The 15,155-nt window shown below is 73.5% G+C and carries 12 protein-coding genes; 11 read left to right on the top strand and 1 reads right to left on the bottom strand.

Annotated elements, in window-relative coordinates; all coding sequences use genetic code 11:
• Positions 1–307: 307 nt before the first annotated feature.
• From BEP24_RS10520 to BEP24_RS10510, 3 genes are all read left to right on the top strand, one after another.
• On the top strand, positions 308–3,133 hold the full coding sequence (locus tag BEP24_RS10520; RefSeq protein ID WP_065963117.1) for a glycoside hydrolase family 2 protein: 2,826 nt from the start codon (positions 308–310) through the stop codon (positions 3,131–3,133).
• Between the two features lie 163 nt (positions 3,134–3,296).
• A complete protein-coding gene (gene tatA, locus BEP24_RS10515) occupies positions 3,297–3,566 on the top strand; it encodes a twin-arginine translocase TatA/TatE family subunit (RefSeq protein ID WP_065963115.1) in 270 nt (89 codons plus the stop codon).
• Between the two features lie 249 nt (positions 3,567–3,815).
• Complete coding sequence (locus tag BEP24_RS10510) at positions 3,816–5,237, top strand: MFS transporter (protein WP_065963114.1); 1,422 nt, start codon at positions 3,816–3,818, stop codon at positions 5,235–5,237.
• Here the strand turns inward: BEP24_RS10510 and BEP24_RS10505 are convergent.
• Entirely contained in the window at positions 5,182–6,447 is a 1,266-nt protein-coding gene (locus BEP24_RS10505; protein ID WP_065963112.1) for a heparan-alpha-glucosaminide N-acetyltransferase domain-containing protein, read from the bottom strand. The two genes, BEP24_RS10510 and BEP24_RS10505, sit on opposite strands and share 56 nt — an antisense overlap.
• Positions 6,448–6,616: 169 nt before the next feature.
• Between BEP24_RS10505 and BEP24_RS10500 the strand changes: the two genes are divergently transcribed.
• The 8 genes from BEP24_RS10500 (at position 6,617) to BEP24_RS10465 (ending at position 15,105) form a co-directional block, all read left to right on the top strand.
• The gene (locus tag BEP24_RS10500) at positions 6,617–8,785 is read left to right on the top strand and encodes an AAA family ATPase (protein ID WP_083230283.1); all 2,169 of its coding nucleotides are present in this window, start codon (positions 6,617–6,619) and stop codon (positions 8,783–8,785) included.
• A gap of 194 nt (positions 8,786–8,979) precedes the next feature.
• On the top strand, positions 8,980–9,633 hold the full coding sequence (locus BEP24_RS10495) for a response regulator transcription factor (RefSeq protein ID WP_065963111.1): 654 nt from the start codon (positions 8,980–8,982) through the stop codon (positions 9,631–9,633).
• Positions 9,633–10,880 (top strand): HAMP domain-containing sensor histidine kinase, encoded by a 1,248-nt coding sequence (locus BEP24_RS10490; protein WP_065963109.1) that lies wholly within the window; start codon positions 9,633–9,635, stop codon positions 10,878–10,880. The genes BEP24_RS10495 and BEP24_RS10490 overlap by 1 nt, the downstream gene beginning before the upstream one ends.
• Positions 10,881–10,928: 48 nt before the next feature.
• Positions 10,929–11,435 carry a hypothetical protein gene (locus tag BEP24_RS10485; RefSeq protein WP_065963108.1) on the top strand — a complete coding sequence of 169 codons (507 nt, stop codon included), beginning with the start codon at positions 10,929–10,931 and terminating at the stop codon, positions 11,433–11,435.
• 64 nt (positions 11,436–11,499) lie between these two features.
• Positions 11,500–12,003, top strand: coding sequence for a hypothetical protein (locus tag BEP24_RS10480; protein WP_065963107.1), 504 nt, complete (start codon positions 11,500–11,502; stop codon positions 12,001–12,003).
• Positions 12,000–13,049 carry a peptidoglycan-binding protein gene (locus BEP24_RS10475; RefSeq protein WP_065963106.1) on the top strand — a complete coding sequence of 350 codons (1,050 nt, stop codon included), beginning with the start codon at positions 12,000–12,002 and terminating at the stop codon, positions 13,047–13,049. The genes BEP24_RS10480 and BEP24_RS10475 overlap by 4 nt, the downstream gene beginning before the upstream one ends.
• Positions 13,049–13,849: an ABC transporter ATP-binding protein gene (locus BEP24_RS10470; RefSeq protein ID WP_083230282.1), complete on the top strand. Its 801-nt coding sequence runs from the start codon at positions 13,049–13,051 to the stop codon at positions 13,847–13,849. Before BEP24_RS10475 ends, BEP24_RS10470 begins: the two co-directional genes overlap by 1 nt.
• A complete protein-coding gene (locus tag BEP24_RS10465) occupies positions 13,846–15,105 on the top strand; it encodes an ABC transporter permease (protein WP_216093133.1) in 1,260 nt (419 codons plus the stop codon). The genes BEP24_RS10470 and BEP24_RS10465 overlap by 4 nt, the downstream gene beginning before the upstream one ends.
• The last annotated feature ends 50 nt before the right edge of the window (positions 15,106–15,155 follow it).

The raw sequence follows: 15,155 nt of genomic DNA, 5'->3' as shown, positions 1-15,155 counted from the left end.
GGCGGGGCGCGGTCCGGCCGGCGCGGCCGGCCAGACCGGCACGCCGCCTCGCGGCCCGGTTCGCGACCGCGGTCCCCGGACCGTCGGGGAGGTGCCGGCGAGGTGCCCGTACTAGCATTCCCGAGCACCCCCGCGCGCGGCGCCCGTCGTCCGCGCGCGTGGACGCGACGACGCCTGGGCGACCGGTGCCGTGCCTCCCGTCCGGTCCACCGGCCACGGGCACGACCGCCGGCCGGTGTCAGGACCGCGGGACAGGACCTGTCCGGCGGCCCGTCCGCCCGTCCCGTCCGCCCAGCAAAGGACCCGCATGACCCTCGAGCGCGAGGAACTCCGCGACGACTGGACCGTGGCGATCTCGGGGGAGCAGCTCCCGGAGGGCGCACCCGCCGACATCGCCGGTCGCTCGATCCGGGCCACGGTCCCGGGGCAGGTGCACACCGACCTGGAGCGCGAGGGACTGCTGCCGGACCCGACGTTCGACCGGAACGAGGAGGCCGCGAAGTGGGTCGGCCGCGCGGACTGGACGTACCGCCGCACCGTCGACGTCGCTCCGCGCGGCGCCGAGCGCGTCGACCTGGTGTGCGAGGGCCTCGACACCGTCGCCGAACTGAGCCTGGACGGGGTGGTCGTCGGCTCGACCCGCAACATGCACCGGCGCTACCGCTTCGACCTCAACGACCTGCCGGGGACCGCGGGGGAGCGGGAGCTCGAGATCCTGTTCGAGTCGCCGTACCGCGAGGCCGGCCGCGTCGCCGCCAAGGCCGGTGCGATGCCCGGCCCGTACGACGAGCCCTTCCCCTACGTGCGCAAGACGGCGTCGAACTTCGGCTGGGACTGGGGGCTGACCGCGGTCACGAGCGGTCCCTGGCGTCCGGTCGCGATCGAGCGCTGGTCGACGGCGCGGCTCGCCGAGGTGAAGCCCCTCGTCGACGTCGACGCGGGCGAGGGCGTGCTCGACGCCCACGTCGCGGTCGAGCGCTCCGGCATGAACGACCTCGACCAGGACGGCGAGGACGACGACCTCGTGCTCGTCGTCACCGTGAGCGGAGCGACCGCGGACGGCGGCACCACCCGGCAGCGCTCCCGGGCGCAGCTGACGCCGAAGGACGACGAGGTCGTCGTCACCGTGCGCGTGCCCGAGGTCCAGCGCTGGTGGCCGCGCGGGTACGGCGACCAGCACCTGTACGACGTGACCGTCGAGCTGCAGACCGTGGACGGCGAGGTGCTCGACCGCCGGACGTCGCGGACCGGCTTCCGGTCGGCGCGCATCGACACCGCCGACGACGCGGTCGGCAAGCCCTTCACGATCGTGGTCAACGGCACACCGATCGACGTGCGCGGTGTGAACTGGATCCCCGACGACGTCATCGTGTCCCGCGTCGACCGTGCCCGGGTGTCCGCTCGACTCCGTGTGGCCGCCGAGCTCGGCACGAACCTGGTGCGGGTGTGGGGCGGCGGCGTCTACGAGTCCGGCGACTTCTACGAGGTCTGCGACGAACTCGGCCTGCTCGTGTGGCAGGACTTCGCGTTCGCCTGCTCCGCGTACCCCGAGATCGAACCGATCCGGAGCGAGGTCGTCGCCGAGGCGCGGGACAACGTCGCCCGGTTGGCGCGGCACCCCTCGCTCGTGGTGTGGAACGGCAACAACGAGAACATCTGGCTGCACGACGTCGACGGCTGGGCGGAGACGCTCGGTGACCGTGGGTGGGGCCTCGACTACTACCTCGACCTGCTGCCGACGATCGTCGACGCGGTCGACCCGTCGCGCTTCTACACGGTGGCGTCGCCGTGGTCGGGCTCGGAGTCGCTCCCCGCGAACGACGTCGACCACGAGACGCACCACTCCTGGGACGTCTGGAACCGCCTGTCCGACGACCACTACCGGGACTCGGTGCCGCGCTTCGTGTCGGAGTTCGGGTGGCAGGCGCCGCCGGCCTGGCGCACGCTGCGCGAGGCCGTGACGGACGAGCCGCTGCGCGTCGACTCACCCGGTGTCGTCCACCACCAGAAGGCGGCCGACGGGATGGCGAAGCTCGCGCGGGGGATCGCGCCGCGCTTCGGCGAGGTCGACCCCGCGGACCTCGACCGGTGGCTCTACCTGACGCAGCTGCAGCAGGCCCGGGCGATCGCGACGGGTGTCGAGCACTGGCGCACGCACTGGCCGCGCAACACCGGTGTCGTGGTCTGGCAGCTCAACGACCTGTGGCCGGTTTCCTCGTGGTCGGCGATCGACTCGGCGGGGCGGCTGAAGCCGCTGGCGCACGAGCTGCGTCGGCTGTACGACGACGTGCTGCTGACGATCCGTCCGGTGGACGGCCTGGCGGTGGGCGTCCGCACGGTGGAGGGTCCGTCGGCCGACGGCGCGTCCGTCGACGGCGCGTCCGTCGACGGCACGTCGGCGGTCCGGCCTGGAGGCGCGGATCACGACGGTCCCGCCGCCTCCGCCGCCGGGGTGGCCGGTCCCGGCGACACCCTCTCGTCGGACGTCCCGGAGGAGGGGCTCGCCGCGTCCGGTCCGGGGGACACCGGCGTCGGGTCGGACACCCTGTCGCTCGAGGTGCCGGCTCACGACCAGGTCGAACGCTCGCTCGGGGTGTCGCCCGGGGCGTTCGGGCACTCGCCGATCGAGGTCGCCGTCCGCTCGACCCGCACCGGGCACGACAGCGTCGTCCGGGTCCGGCGCATGAGCGTCACCGGCGTCATCCTCGCCGAGGCCACGCTGCCCGTCCGGCTGTCGTCGGCCGGCGTCGCGGTGGTCGCGCTCCCCGAGTCGGTCGGCGTGCTCGACGACCCGACGCGCGAGCTCGTCGTGGCGGACATGGACTGGCGGCGTGCCGTCTGGACCGGCGCGCCGGACAAGGACGTGCAGTGGGAGACCGCACGGTTCCGGGCGACCGTGACACCGGCGCCCGACGGCGACGGGCACGACCTGACGGTCGAGGCGGCCTCCGTCGTGCGGGACCTGCTCGTGCAGCCGGACCGACTCGCCCCGACCGGGACGGTGGACCGCGGGTTCATGACCCTGCTGCCCGGGGAGCGCGTGGACTTCCGGCTCCGGGGGCTCACGGACGAGCAGGCGCGGCTCGTCGTGGACGCGCCGGTGCTCACGACGCTGGACGAACACCTCCGCTGAGGTCACGCCGACACCGGATGCGGCAGGCTGAGCGTCCGGTGTCGGTTGCGCCGCTCGTGTGGGCATCGTCGGGGGACCGGGTTACGATGATGGGACGACGGACTTCCGCCGCCCACGTCGACGACGACGCAGACGGTCCCCGGATCCAGATCAAGGAGTCACCATGTTGCAAGGCCTCGGTGGGATGCACCTGCTGATCATCCTCGGGATCGTCATCCTGCTCTTCGGAGCCACCAAGCTCCCGGCCCTCGCCAAGGGCCTCGGACAGTCGATCAACATCTTCAAGAAGGAGATGAGCGACGACAAGAAGACCGCGAACGTCGACGGCACCGTGAACACCACGGTCGCTCCCGACGTCTCGGCGCATCAGACGGGCCAGCCGGTGGTCAACCCGGGCCCGTCCGTGCAGCCGAACACCGACCTGCGCAAGTAGCGGGTCGGCCTGGTCCTCGACACCAGGACACCCAGACCAGGACACCCAGCCCCGTCCTGTCGGCAGTCCCCCGCGACCATCGGTCGCGGGGGACGTCGTCGTTCCGGGGCCGTCCGTGCGGGTGGTGCCGCCGTCGTGGGTGCGGGCAACGCGGGACCCTCCGCGCGGGCGCGGGCGCGGGTCGTCGTGGTGGCCCCGGGGGACGTGATGCCCCGGAGGCAGGCGTCCGGGCCGGGGCAGGATGGGCGGATGACCGCTCCGCACCCGAAGGCGCCGCAGCACGCGCCGCTCCGTGACGACCGGCGCGTGGTGCTCGTCGTCGCGGTCCTGGCGTCGTTCGTCGTCGGGCTCGACTCGAGCGTCGTGAACGTCGCCCTGCCGGCGGTCCGCTCCGAGCTCGGTGGCGGCCTCGTCGTGCAGCAGTGGATCGTGGACGCCTACCTCGTGACGCTCGGGTCGCTCATCCTCGTCGCGGGCGCGCTGTCGGACCTGTACGGCCGGGTGCGGATCGTGACCTGGGGGCTCGTGGTCTTCGGCCTCGCCTCGGTGGGGTGCGCCGTGGCGCCGAACGGCGAGCTGCTCGTGGTGGCACGCGCGCTGCAGGGCGTCGGCGGGGCACTCGTGACGCCCAGTGCGCTCGCACTCATCGTCGCCGCGTTCTCCGGCGCCGCCCGGGCGAAGGCGATCGGGACGTGGACGGCCTGGTCGAGCGCGGCGGTCATCGTCGGGCCGGTGCTCGGCGGGGTGATCGTCGACGGCATCGGCTGGCGGTGGATCTTCGTGCTCACCGCGGTGCCCATCGCGGTGACCATCGTGCTGGTCCGGCGCATCACGGGCGACGTGGTGTCCGGTGCCCGCCAGCGGATCGACGTCGTCGGTGCGGTGCTCACCGTGGTCGGGGTCGGTGGGGTCGTGCTCGGGCTCATCGAGCAGGAGCGGCTCGGGTGGGCGTCGCCGGTGGTGGTCCTGGCGCTCGTGCTCGGCGGCGCGGCCCTCGTCGCGTTCGTCCCGTGGGAGCGCCGGGTCACCGCAGCCGGTGGCACGGCGCTCGTGCCCCTCGTGCTGTTCCGCGCGCGGAACTTCACGGTGGGGAACCTCGCCACGCTGTCCGTCTACGGCGCCCTCGGGATGGTGGGTTTCGTCGTCACGCTGTTCCTGCAGGAGGTCTGGCACTTCCCCGCCTGGCTCGCCGGGATCGCGACCCTGCCGCCGACCGTCGTGCTGCTGGCACTGTCGACGACGGTCGGTGCGGCGGCCGGGCGGCACGGCCCGCGCCGGTTCATGACGGCGGGCCCGCTCGTGGCGGCGGCCGGAGCGCTGCTGGTGCTCGGGGCCGGGTCGGACCCGACGGCGTACTGGTGGTCGGTGTTCCCCGCCCTCGTGCTCGTGGGCGTCGGGATCGCGCTCATGGTGTCGCCGCTCACGAGTGCCGTGCTCGGGTCGGTGCCGCAGGACGAGGCCGGCGCCGGTTCCGCGGTGAACAACGCGGTGGCCCGGATCGCCGGCCTCGTGACGGTCGCGCTCGCCGGGGTGGTGCTCGGCGGCGCGATGAGCACCGCCGGCCTGCACCGGGCGGCGGTCGTGATGGCGGTGCTCCTCGTCGCCGGTGCGGTGGTCAGCTGGTTCGGGATCGTCGACCCGGACCGTCGAGGCTCCGGCTCGCCCACCTGACCAGGCGCTCGAGCGGCCCGGTGCCGAGTCGGGCCCGCCAGGCCGTCGCGAGCACGATCGCGCCCACCATGATCGACACGGCCGGGATCCAGCCCTCGGCGAGCCACGCGTCGGCGGTGCGTTCGAGCACGGCGAACGCCACGATGTGCGCGGCGTAGACCGTCAGCGCCAGGGTCCCCACGGCGCGGACGGGCGCGAGGAGGCGTCCGGCCCGACCCGCGACGAGGAGGGACAGCCCGAGCACGGCGACCGCGACGCCGAGGGCGCCGAGCACCTCCGGGGTCGAGCCGGCGTGCGGGTCGATCGCGGTGAGCACGCTCCAGTCGATCTCGGGGTGCTCGAGGGTGCCGCCACCCTGCGGCTGCAGCACGGGAGCGTCCGGCGGCGTCGCGACGGACGACCCGCCACTCCCGCCCGACACGCTGCTGCCGGCCGCGCTGCTGCCGGCCGCGCTGCTGCCGACCGCGCTGCTGCTGCCGACCGGGCCGCTCGTCGGCGGGAGCCCCAGCGCCCGGCGGACGAGCGCACCTCCGCCGTACCCGACCGCGGCGGCCACGCCACCGGTGCCGACCAGGGCCGCCTGCGTCCGGGTGGCGTGCAGCGGGAGCCGGCCGACGAGGAGGCCGACCAGGACGATGCCCCACCAGGTGATGCCCGGGTAGCCGCCGAAGAGCACGCCCTTGACGAGCGGGTCGCTGGGTGCGAAGAGCATGCCGGGCAGTCCGGCCACCCACACGACCGGACCGACCAGGAGCGCGCCCGCGGCCACGAGCGCGACCGTCCGCGTCCGGGCCCGGAGGAACGGCAGCGTCGCCACGAAGCACACGCTGTACGTCGGGAGGATCACGAGCACCGGGGTGCCCAGTGCCGTCAGGAGGGCCCCGACGACGAAGAGCGCGACGGCCCGCAGGAGCACCCGTCGGCGGTGGTCGACCAGTGCCGTCGGCCCCTCGTCGGGGCGCGGACGGGTCATCAGGGTCAGGGAGACCCCGGCGCAGAGGGCGAAGAGCACCGCCGAGCGTCCGTCCACGACCCGGGACCACGTGCCCGGGTCCGTCCAGGCGAACTCGGGGGTGAAGGGTCCGAAGTGCGCGGTGATCATCCCGAGGACGGCGAGCCCGCGGGCGAGGTCGAGGCCGTCCAGCCGCCGCGGTCGATCGTGTGGTGGGGGAGCGACGGCGTGGTCCCGTCGCGTGGCTGTCGTGGTCATGCCACCACCACAGCGTGCGGGGTGTTTCGTCGGAGTTGCGCCCGGTGGCGGGAATGTCGGCCCCGGCGGTAAAGTTGAGTCAGGTGGACTCAGGATGGGTCCGATGGCTTCCGGTCCGGCCGCGACGAGCGACCGGGCCACACCACAACGTGACGAAAGGACGACACGCATGGCGAACCTCCAGGGCGCCCCTGACTCCCAGGAGCGCCAGAAGACCGCACTCGAGCAGTACGGCGTCGACCTCACCGCGATCGCACGCAGCGGCAAGCTCGACCCGGTGGTCGGCCGCGACGCCGAGATCCGGCGCGTGTCGCAGGTGCTGACCCGGCGGACGAAGAACAACCCCGTGCTCATCGGCGAGCCCGGCGTCGGCAAGACCGCCGTCGTCGAGGGGCTCGCGCAGCGGATCGTCGCCGGTGACGTCGCCGACTCCCTCAAGGACAAGCGGCTCGTGTCGCTCGACATGTCCGCGCTCATCGCGGGCGCGAAGTACCGCGGTGAGTTCGAGGAGCGGCTCAAGGCCGTGCTCAAGGAGATCGACGACTCCGACGGGCAGGTCATCACATTCATCGACGAGCTGCACACCCTCATGGGCGCCGGCGGTGGCGAGGGGTCGGTCGCGGCCTCGAACATGCTCAAGCCGATGCTGGCCCGCGGCGAGCTGCGGCTCATCGGTGCGACGACCCTCGACGAGTACCGCGAGTACATCGAGAAGGACGCCGCACTCGAGCGACGCTTCCAGCAGGTGTTCGTCGGGGAGCCGAGCGTCGAGGACACCGTCGCGATCCTCCGCGGACTCAAGGAGCGCTACGAGGCGCACCACAAGGTGACCATCAACGACAGCGCACTGGTCGCCGCCGCGAGCCTGTCGAACCGCTACATCTCCGGTCGGCAGCTCCCGGACAAGGCGATCGACCTGATCGACGAGGCGGGCAGTCGTCTGCGCATGGAGATCGACTCCAGCCCGGTCGAGATCGACGAGCTGAAGCGCTCCGTCGACCGGCTGCGCGTCGAGGAGTTCGCGCTCAAGCAGGAGAAGGACGACGCGTCGAAGGCCCGGCTCGAGACGCTGCGGAACGAGCTGGCCGGACGGCAGGAGCGCCTCGACGAGCTCGAGGGGCGCTGGCAGGCCGAGCGCGCGAGCCTGAACCGGATCGGTGAGCTGAAGCAGGAGCTCGACGAGCTGAACATGCGCAGCCAGCGGGCACAGCGCGAGGCCGACTACGAGACCGTCTCGCGGCTGGAGTACGGCGAGAAGCCGCGCATCGAGGCCGAGCTCGCCGCCGCCGAGCAGGCCGAGAGCGCCGACCGGATGGTGAACGACAGCGTCACGGACGAGGACATCGCCGCCGTGATCGCCCAGTGGACCGGCATCCCGATGGGCCGGCTGCTGCAGGGCGAGACCGAGAAGCTCCTGCACCTGGAGACCGAGCTCGGCCGGCGGATCATCGGGCAGCGCGCGGCGGTCAGCACCGTGTCCGAGGCCGTCCGGCGCACCCGCGCGGGCATCTCCGACCCGGACCGTCCGACGGGCTCGTTCCTGTTCCTCGGCCCCACCGGTGTCGGCAAGACCGAGCTGGCCAAGGCGCTCGCCGAGTTCCTGTTCGACGACGAGAAGGCCCTCGTCCGCATCGACATGAGCGAGTACGGCGAGAAGCACTCGGTCGCGCGGCTCATCGGCGCCCCACCCGGCTACGTCGGGTACGAGGCCGGCGGCCAGCTCACCGAGACCGTCCGGCGCCGCCCGTACTCGGTCGTGCTGCTCGACGAGGTCGAGAAGGCGCACCCCGAGGTGTTCGACGTCCTGCTCCAGGTGCTCGACGACGGCCGCCTGACGGACGGGCAGGGCCGCACGGTCGACTTCCGCAACACGATCCTCGTGCTGACCTCGAACCTCGGGTCGCAGTTCATGACCGACCCGGCACTCACCGCCGAGCAGCGCGAGGAGGGGGTCCGCGAGCTGGTCCAGCAGGCGTTCCGACCCGAGTTCGTGAACCGTCTCGACGACATCGTGGTGTTCCAGTCGCTCACGGCCGACGACCTCGGGCAGATCGTCTCGCTGTACGTCGACCGGCTCGCGCGGCGGCTGTCCGACCGCCGACTCGAGCTCGCGGTCACGCCCGCTGCCCGGACCTGGCTCGCCGAGCGGGGGCACGACCCGGTGTACGGCGCGCGACCGCTGCGCCGGCTCATGCAGCGGCAGATCGACGACCAGCTGGCGCGCGCGATCCTGGCCGGGGACGTCCGCGACGGCGACACGGTGCGCGTCGACGTCGCCGACGGCGGCGACGGCCTCACCGTCGAGCCGTTCGAACTGGCGGAGATCGTCGAGGAGTGAGCCGCGGCCCGCACGGGGCACGGACGGACGGGAGGCGCGGTGCCGGCTGGCACCGCGCCTCCCGTCCGTCATCACGGCCGCGTGCCGTCGAGAGGCGGCCGCTCCTGCCTGCCTGTTAGCGTCGCGTCGACTGCATCGGCGGACGGWCGGGAGCATCCAAGCTGACTCATAGGTACATCGGATGTGATGTATCGATGCGTGTCCTGGTTGCAGACGATGAGATCGCCCTCGCCGACCTCGTGGCGAGGGGTCTGACCCAGCAGCACATGGCGGTGGACGTCGCCTACCGTGGCGACCACGCCGACGAACTGCTCGCCGTGAACGACTACGACGTGGTCGTGCTCGACCGCGACCTGCCCGGGGTGCACGGGGACGAGGTCGCTCGGCGGCTCGCCGCGCGTGGCTCGCTGACCCGGATCCTGATGCTCACGGCGGCGACCTCGCTGACCGACCGCGTCGCCGGACTCGAACTCGGTGCGGACGACTACCTGGCGAAGCCGTTCGAGTACCCGGAGCTCGTCGCCAGGGTCCGGGCACTGGGCCGTCGGGCGGTCGCCCCGGTCGCGCCGGTGCTCGAGCGTGCTGGCCTGCTGCTCGACTCGAACCGCCGGGTCGCGACGCGGGACGGTCGGCACCTCGACCTCACCGCCAAGGAGTTCGGCGTGCTCGAGACCCTGCTGCGCGCCGAGGGTCGGATCGTCTCGGCCGAGGAACTCCTCGAGAAGGTCTGGGACATGAACGTCGACCCGTTCACCACCGCGGTCCGCGTGACGATGTCGAAGCTCCGGCGGAAGCTCGGGGAGCCGGACCCGATCCGGACGCTCCCCGGGCAGGGCTACACGCTCTGATGCGTTCGTGGAGCATCCGGACCCGCACCGCGGTCGTGTTCGCGCTCACGTCGATGGCGCTGACGGCCGGGGTACTCGCGTTCGTGAACGTCTCGGCGCTGTGGTCGGTCGCGGACCAGCCGGCGTTCGCGTCGGTCCGGCAGGCGCCCGACGGACAGCGGGACGACGGGCAGCGGGACGACGGGCAGCCGGACGGGCGAGGGGACGACGGGCAGGGCCACGCTCCGTCGCCGGACCGGGACCAGGCGCCCGAGCAGGGCGCGGTCGACGTCCACGGGCCAACGGCCGGTGCCGAGGGCGACGACGCGTCGGTGGCCGTCGGCGGCCCGACCATCCAGCTCGTCGCCCAGGCGCAGTGGCAGTGGTCCGCGATCGGCGTCGCCGGGTCGGGCTGCATCGCCGGTGTCCTCGGGTGGTGGGTCAGCCGTCGGATGCTCCGGCCCGTCGACCGCATCACCGACCGCACGAACCGCATCTCGGCGTCGACGTTGCACGAGCGGATCGGCCTGGACGGTCCCGACGACGAACTCCGTCGGCTCTCGCGGACGATCGACCAACTGCTCGACCGGCTCGAGGCGGCGTTCGACAGCCAGCGGCACTTCGTGGCCCAGGCGTCGCACGAGCTCCGGACCCCGCTGGCCGTGCAGCGCGCGGCACTCCAGATCGGGATGCCCGAGGGGGACCCCCGGCTCGACGCCGTCCGGGACGAGCTGCTCGAGCAGAACCGTCGCACCGAACACCTGGTGGAGAGCCTGCTCGTGCTGGCCGAGGCGGACCGCGGTCTGGACGGCCGGGTCGAGCGGGTGGACCTCGGTGCCGTCGTCGACGACGTCGTCACGGGCTGCTCCGCGGCGGCGGACGGGCTCGACGTCCGGGTGCTCGTGTCCGTGGACGCCCCGGCGTCGCTCGTCGTGCCCGCGGAACCCGTGCTCACGCAGCAGCTCGTCCTCAACCTCGTCGACAACGCCGTCGAGTACAACCGCGCCGGCGGGACCGTCCGGATCGCCCTGGACGCCGCGGGACTCACGGTCGAGAACACCGGACCGGTCGTGCCGGACGAGGTCGTGGCCGAGCTGACCGAGCCCTTCCGGCGATGCCCCGACTCGGGCGACCGCGCCGTGCGGCGGCACAGCGGCCTCGGGTTGTCGATCGTCGCCGCGATCGCCCGGGCGCACGGCTGGGCCCTGGCGATCGACGCGCTGGCCGAGGGTGGTCTGCGCATCCGCGTCGGTGTTTCGTCGACGTGACCTGACGGACACCCGGCACGAAACGCCCGCTCCGCTGGACTGGGTGACATGAAGCACACCACCGCACTCCGAACGGTCGCCCTCGTCCTCACCGCCGGGCTGGCCCTGCCGCTGGCCGCCTGCACCGCGACGCCGTCGGCCTCCTCCTCGTCCACGTCCTCCTCCTCCGCCGCCGGTCTCGGCGAACGCTGGGGCTCCTGCATGCGGGACGCCGGGTTCGACGTGACCGACCCCCAGGACGACGCCGTCCGGTCCGGGGCCGTCACGACACCGGACGGCGTCGACCAGGAGGCGTTCGCGCGCGCATCGAAGGAGTGCGCCGAGTCGCTCGGCGTGACGGGGGCGAGCACCGCGGACAAGCAGCGGTGGGAACGGGAGTACGCCGAGGTCGCGGACTGCATCCGTGAGCACGGCTACCCGGACCTGCCCGAGCAGCGACCGGGGGCTCTGGACTTCCAGTCGTACCCCCGGTCGTCGGAGGACGGCTTCCAGCAGACCGTGTCCGCGTGCCTGGCCGAGTTCTCGTCCGACACGAAGCAGCAGCAGGTCGGCTGACCCGGCTCCGAGCCCGCACGCACGCGCACGAACAGCACGCACGCGCACGAACAGAGAGAGCGACATGACGAAGCGCACCACCACCAGCACCACGATCGCCGCCGGGCTCCTGGTGCTCGCGGGCACCCTGGCCGGGTGCTCCACCGCCGGGCAGCCGTCGGGCGGCAGCACGAACGCCGCCGGCGGCACGAACGCCGCCGGCACGGGCGGGTACGAGAGCTGCCTGCGGGAGAAGGGCTACGACTACCCGGACCAGGACACGAAGGAGCACCTCGAACTGCGGATCCCGCAGGGCGCCGACGCCGCGCAGTTCCAGCAGGACCTGCAGCAGTGCCTGCGCGACAGCGGCGACGGTGCGGCGGGTTCGGCGAAGCCCCGGTCCGACGCCGAGCTCGACGCGTGGGACGCCGAGGTCGCGGCGTGCGTGCGGCGAGAGGGCATCGCGGACTTCCCGGACGACGTCGATGCGCGCGCTCCGATCCTCGAGCGCAACCCGGCCGCCGACGCAGCCGTGGACAAGTGCTCCAGCGAGATCGCCGCGGAGGACCAGAAGGAGCAGGGCGAGTGACCGCGCGGCGCAGCAGCCGGAAGCTCGTCGTCGCGGCGGCCGTCGTCGCGGTCCTCGGCGCCGGGGTCGGTGGGTGGGCACTCACGAGCCTGCCGTCGTCGACGCCCGCGTCGGCGGAGTCCACGGCCCAGCGGCACCACGAGACCGCGCCGGTGACGAAGGGCGACCTCGTCGACACGAAGACCTTCTCGGGCTCGCTCGGGTACGGCAAACCGACCGGCGTACCCGGTGCGGCGTCCGGCACGCTGACCTGGCTGCCGAAGCCGGGCCAGGTCGTCCACCGCGACGAGCCGCTCTACGCGGTCGACGAACGTCCCGTCCGGGCGATGGTCGGCGCGACGCCGATGTGGCGCACGCTCGAGCGCGGGCGCAAGGGCGACGACGTGCAGCAGCTCAACGAGAACCTCGCGGCGCTCGGCTACGACGTCGCCGTCGACCGGACGTTCGGCCCCCGGACGGAGCGGGCGGTGCAGCGGTGGCAGAAGGACCGGGGGCTCGAGGTGACGGGGACGATCACGACGAACGACGTCGTCTTCGTCGACGGCGACGTCCGCGTCGAATCCGTCACCGGGGTCCTCGGTCAGCCGCCGGCGGGTGACCTGCTGCAGGTCACGAGCACGAAGCGCGTCGTGACCGCCACGGTCCCGCAGCGTGACGCCGAGCGGATGGTCGTCGGCACGACGGTCCGGCTGCTCGTGAACGGCACGGGCGATCCGCTCGAGGGGCAGGTCGTCGACAACGAGCCCACCAAGGGCGACGACGGGACGACGAGCGTCGCGGTGACGATCAGCTTCGACCCGGGCGACCGGCAGCTGCCCGCGGCCGCCTCGGCCCGCATCGAGGCCGAGGGGCAGGCCGAGCGGGACGTGCTCAGCGTCCCGGTGTCCGCACTGCTCGCCGGCAGCACCGCCGATGCGTTCGCCGTCGACGTGGTGCGGCGCGACGGCACCACGAAGCGCGTCCCGGTCCGGGTCGGGTTCGTGGCCTCCGGCCGGGCAGCGGTGACGGGCGACGTCGCCGAGGGTGACCGGGTGGTGGTGCCGTGATGGCGTCCACCCGTCGTCCGGCCCCCGGGCCCGACCGGCACCCGACACGCACGCTGGCCGCCCCGTCCGCGGCCGACCACGCCCCGTCGCCCGTCCTGTCGCTGCAGGACGTCGTGAAGTCGTACGGCGAGGTCCAGGCCCTGCGCGGGGTGTCGCTCGAGGTGGACCACGGGGAGCTCGTCGCGGTCGTCGGCCCGTCCGGCTCGGGCAAGTCGACGATGCTCAACATCATCGGGACGCTCGACCGTCCGACCTCCGGGACGGTGACGATCGCCGGCAACGCGGTGGACCGGATGTCCGACGACGCACTGTCCGTGCTCCGGGCCGACCACATCGGGTTCGTCTTCCAGCACTTCCACCTGCAGCCCGGTGCCACCGCGGCCGAGAACGTCGCCGACGGCCTGCTGTACGCCGGGGTGTCCCGGTCCGAGCGGCACGAGCGTGCGGTCCGGGCGCTCGAACGGGTCGGCCTCGGTCGCCGCGCGGGGCACCGTCCCGGCCAGCTGTCGGGCGGCGAGAAGCAGCGGGTCGCGATCGCCCGGGCGATCGTCGGCGAACCGACGATCCTGCTCGCCGACGAGCCGACCGGCGCGCTCGACACGGCGACCGGCGGCGCGATCCTCGACCTGCTCCACGAGCTCAACGAGGAGGGCACCACCGTGCTCGTGATCACCCACGACCTGGACCTCGCCGCCGACCTGCCCCGGCAGGTGCGGATGCGCGACGGCCAGGTGCAGCAGGACAGCACGGGCGGGGACGCCAGGAGCCTGGCCGACGCGATCGCGGGAGGTGCGCGGTGAGCGCCGGGGCCGTCCGGTCCAGCGCCGGGGCCGTCGGGTCCGGCGCCGGGGCCGTCGGGTCCCGCGCCGGGGCCGTCCGCTCCCGCGTCGGGCTCGGCGACCTGCTCCGCCTCGGCGTGTTCGGCCTCCGCACCCGTCCGACCCGTGTGGTCCTGTCCGCGCTCGGCATCGCGATCGGCATCGCGGCGATGATCGCGGTCGTCGGGATCTCGAGCTCGAGCAAGGCCGAGCTGGACCGGGTGCTCGACGCACTCGGGACCAACGTCCTGACCGTCACCGAGGCGCAGTCCTTCGGCGAGTCGACGCCGCTGCCGCCCACCTCGGTGGACTCGGTCGCACGGCAGCGCGCCGTCGAGCGCGCCGCGGGCGTCGGGACGGTCAAGGGTGCGCACGTGTATCGCAACGCACTGGTGCCGGAGGGGGAGTCGCGCGGCATCCAGGTGATGGCGACGTGGGGCGACGTGCCCGAGGTCCTCGGCGGGCGGCTCGCCGACGGACGCTGGGTCGACCCGGGCGCCGACGCCCCCGACCAGGTGGTGCTCGGTGCTGAGGCCGCGACGGCGCTCGGCATCGACGCGGTGGACCCCGACACCCGCGTCTGGACGGGCGGCCGCTGGGTGCAGGTCGTCGGGATCCTCGCCCCGCTCGAACTCGCCCCGGACCTGGACAACAGCGTCTTCGTGCCGCGTGGCACCGCGGCGGACCTCGGCTTCGACGGGCACCCGAGCGCGGTCTACACCCGCGTCGACCCCGAGCAGGTCGCGGCGGTCCGGGACCGCCTCGCCCGTGCGGTCTCGCCGCTCGCACCGACCGAGGTCGGGGTCACCCGGCCCTCGGACGCCCTGGCCGCGAAGAACGCGACCGACGACTCGTTCACCGGGCTCCTGGTCGGCATCGGCGGTGTGGCGCTGCTGGTCGGCGGCATCGGCGTCGCGAACACGATGGTGATCACGGTCCTCGAACGACGCGCCGAGGTCGGTGTCCGGCGGGCGCTCGGCGCGCGGCGACGGCACATCCGGGACCAGTTCCTCGTGGAGTCCCTGCTGCTGTCGACGCTCGGCGGCGTGGCGGGGGTGGTCGTCGGCGTCGGCGTGACCGCCGCCTTCGCGATCAGCCAGCACTGGCCGGTCGCGGTGCCGCTCTGGGCGGTCGCGGGCGGCCTCGGCGCGACGATCGTCATCGGCGGGGTGTCCGGGCTGTACCCGGCCGCGCGCGCCGCGCGCATCCCGCCGACGTCGGCCCTCGCGGCCGTCTGAGGCGAGCGCGAGGAGGTCGCCGCATCCGCCCAGCGCGACCGCCTGGAGGC

Origin of the sequence: Curtobacterium sp. UCD-KPL2560 (genome assembly GCF_001705035.1) — a bacterium.
In the GTDB taxonomy this organism is placed as follows: domain Bacteria; phylum Actinomycetota; class Actinomycetes; order Actinomycetales; family Microbacteriaceae; genus Curtobacterium.
This window is presented reverse-complemented; position numbering and strand designations above follow the sequence as displayed.

Coding starts and splice junctions, on each gene's coding strand:
- BEP24_RS10520 (WP_065963117.1), top strand. CDS start 308: ATGACCCTCGAGCGCGAGGAACTCCGCGACGACTGGACCGTGGCGATC.
- tatA (WP_065963115.1), top strand. CDS start 3,297: ATGTTGCAAGGCCTCGGTGGGATGCACCTGCTGATCATCCTCGGGATC.
- BEP24_RS10510 (WP_065963114.1), top strand. CDS start 3,816: ATGACCGCTCCGCACCCGAAGGCGCCGCAGCACGCGCCGCTCCGTGAC.
- BEP24_RS10505 (WP_065963112.1), bottom strand. CDS start 6,447: ATGACCACGACAGCCACGCGACGGGACCACGCCGTCGCTCCCCCACCA.
- BEP24_RS10500 (WP_083230283.1), top strand. CDS start 6,617: ATGGCGAACCTCCAGGGCGCCCCTGACTCCCAGGAGCGCCAGAAGACC.
- BEP24_RS10495 (WP_065963111.1), top strand. CDS start 8,980: ATGCGTGTCCTGGTTGCAGACGATGAGATCGCCCTCGCCGACCTCGTG.
- BEP24_RS10490 (WP_065963109.1), top strand. CDS start 9,633: ATGCGTTCGTGGAGCATCCGGACCCGCACCGCGGTCGTGTTCGCGCTC.
- BEP24_RS10485 (WP_065963108.1), top strand. CDS start 10,929: ATGAAGCACACCACCGCACTCCGAACGGTCGCCCTCGTCCTCACCGCC.
- BEP24_RS10480 (WP_065963107.1), top strand. CDS start 11,500: ATGACGAAGCGCACCACCACCAGCACCACGATCGCCGCCGGGCTCCTG.
- BEP24_RS10470 (WP_083230282.1), top strand. CDS start 13,049: ATGGCGTCCACCCGTCGTCCGGCCCCCGGGCCCGACCGGCACCCGACA.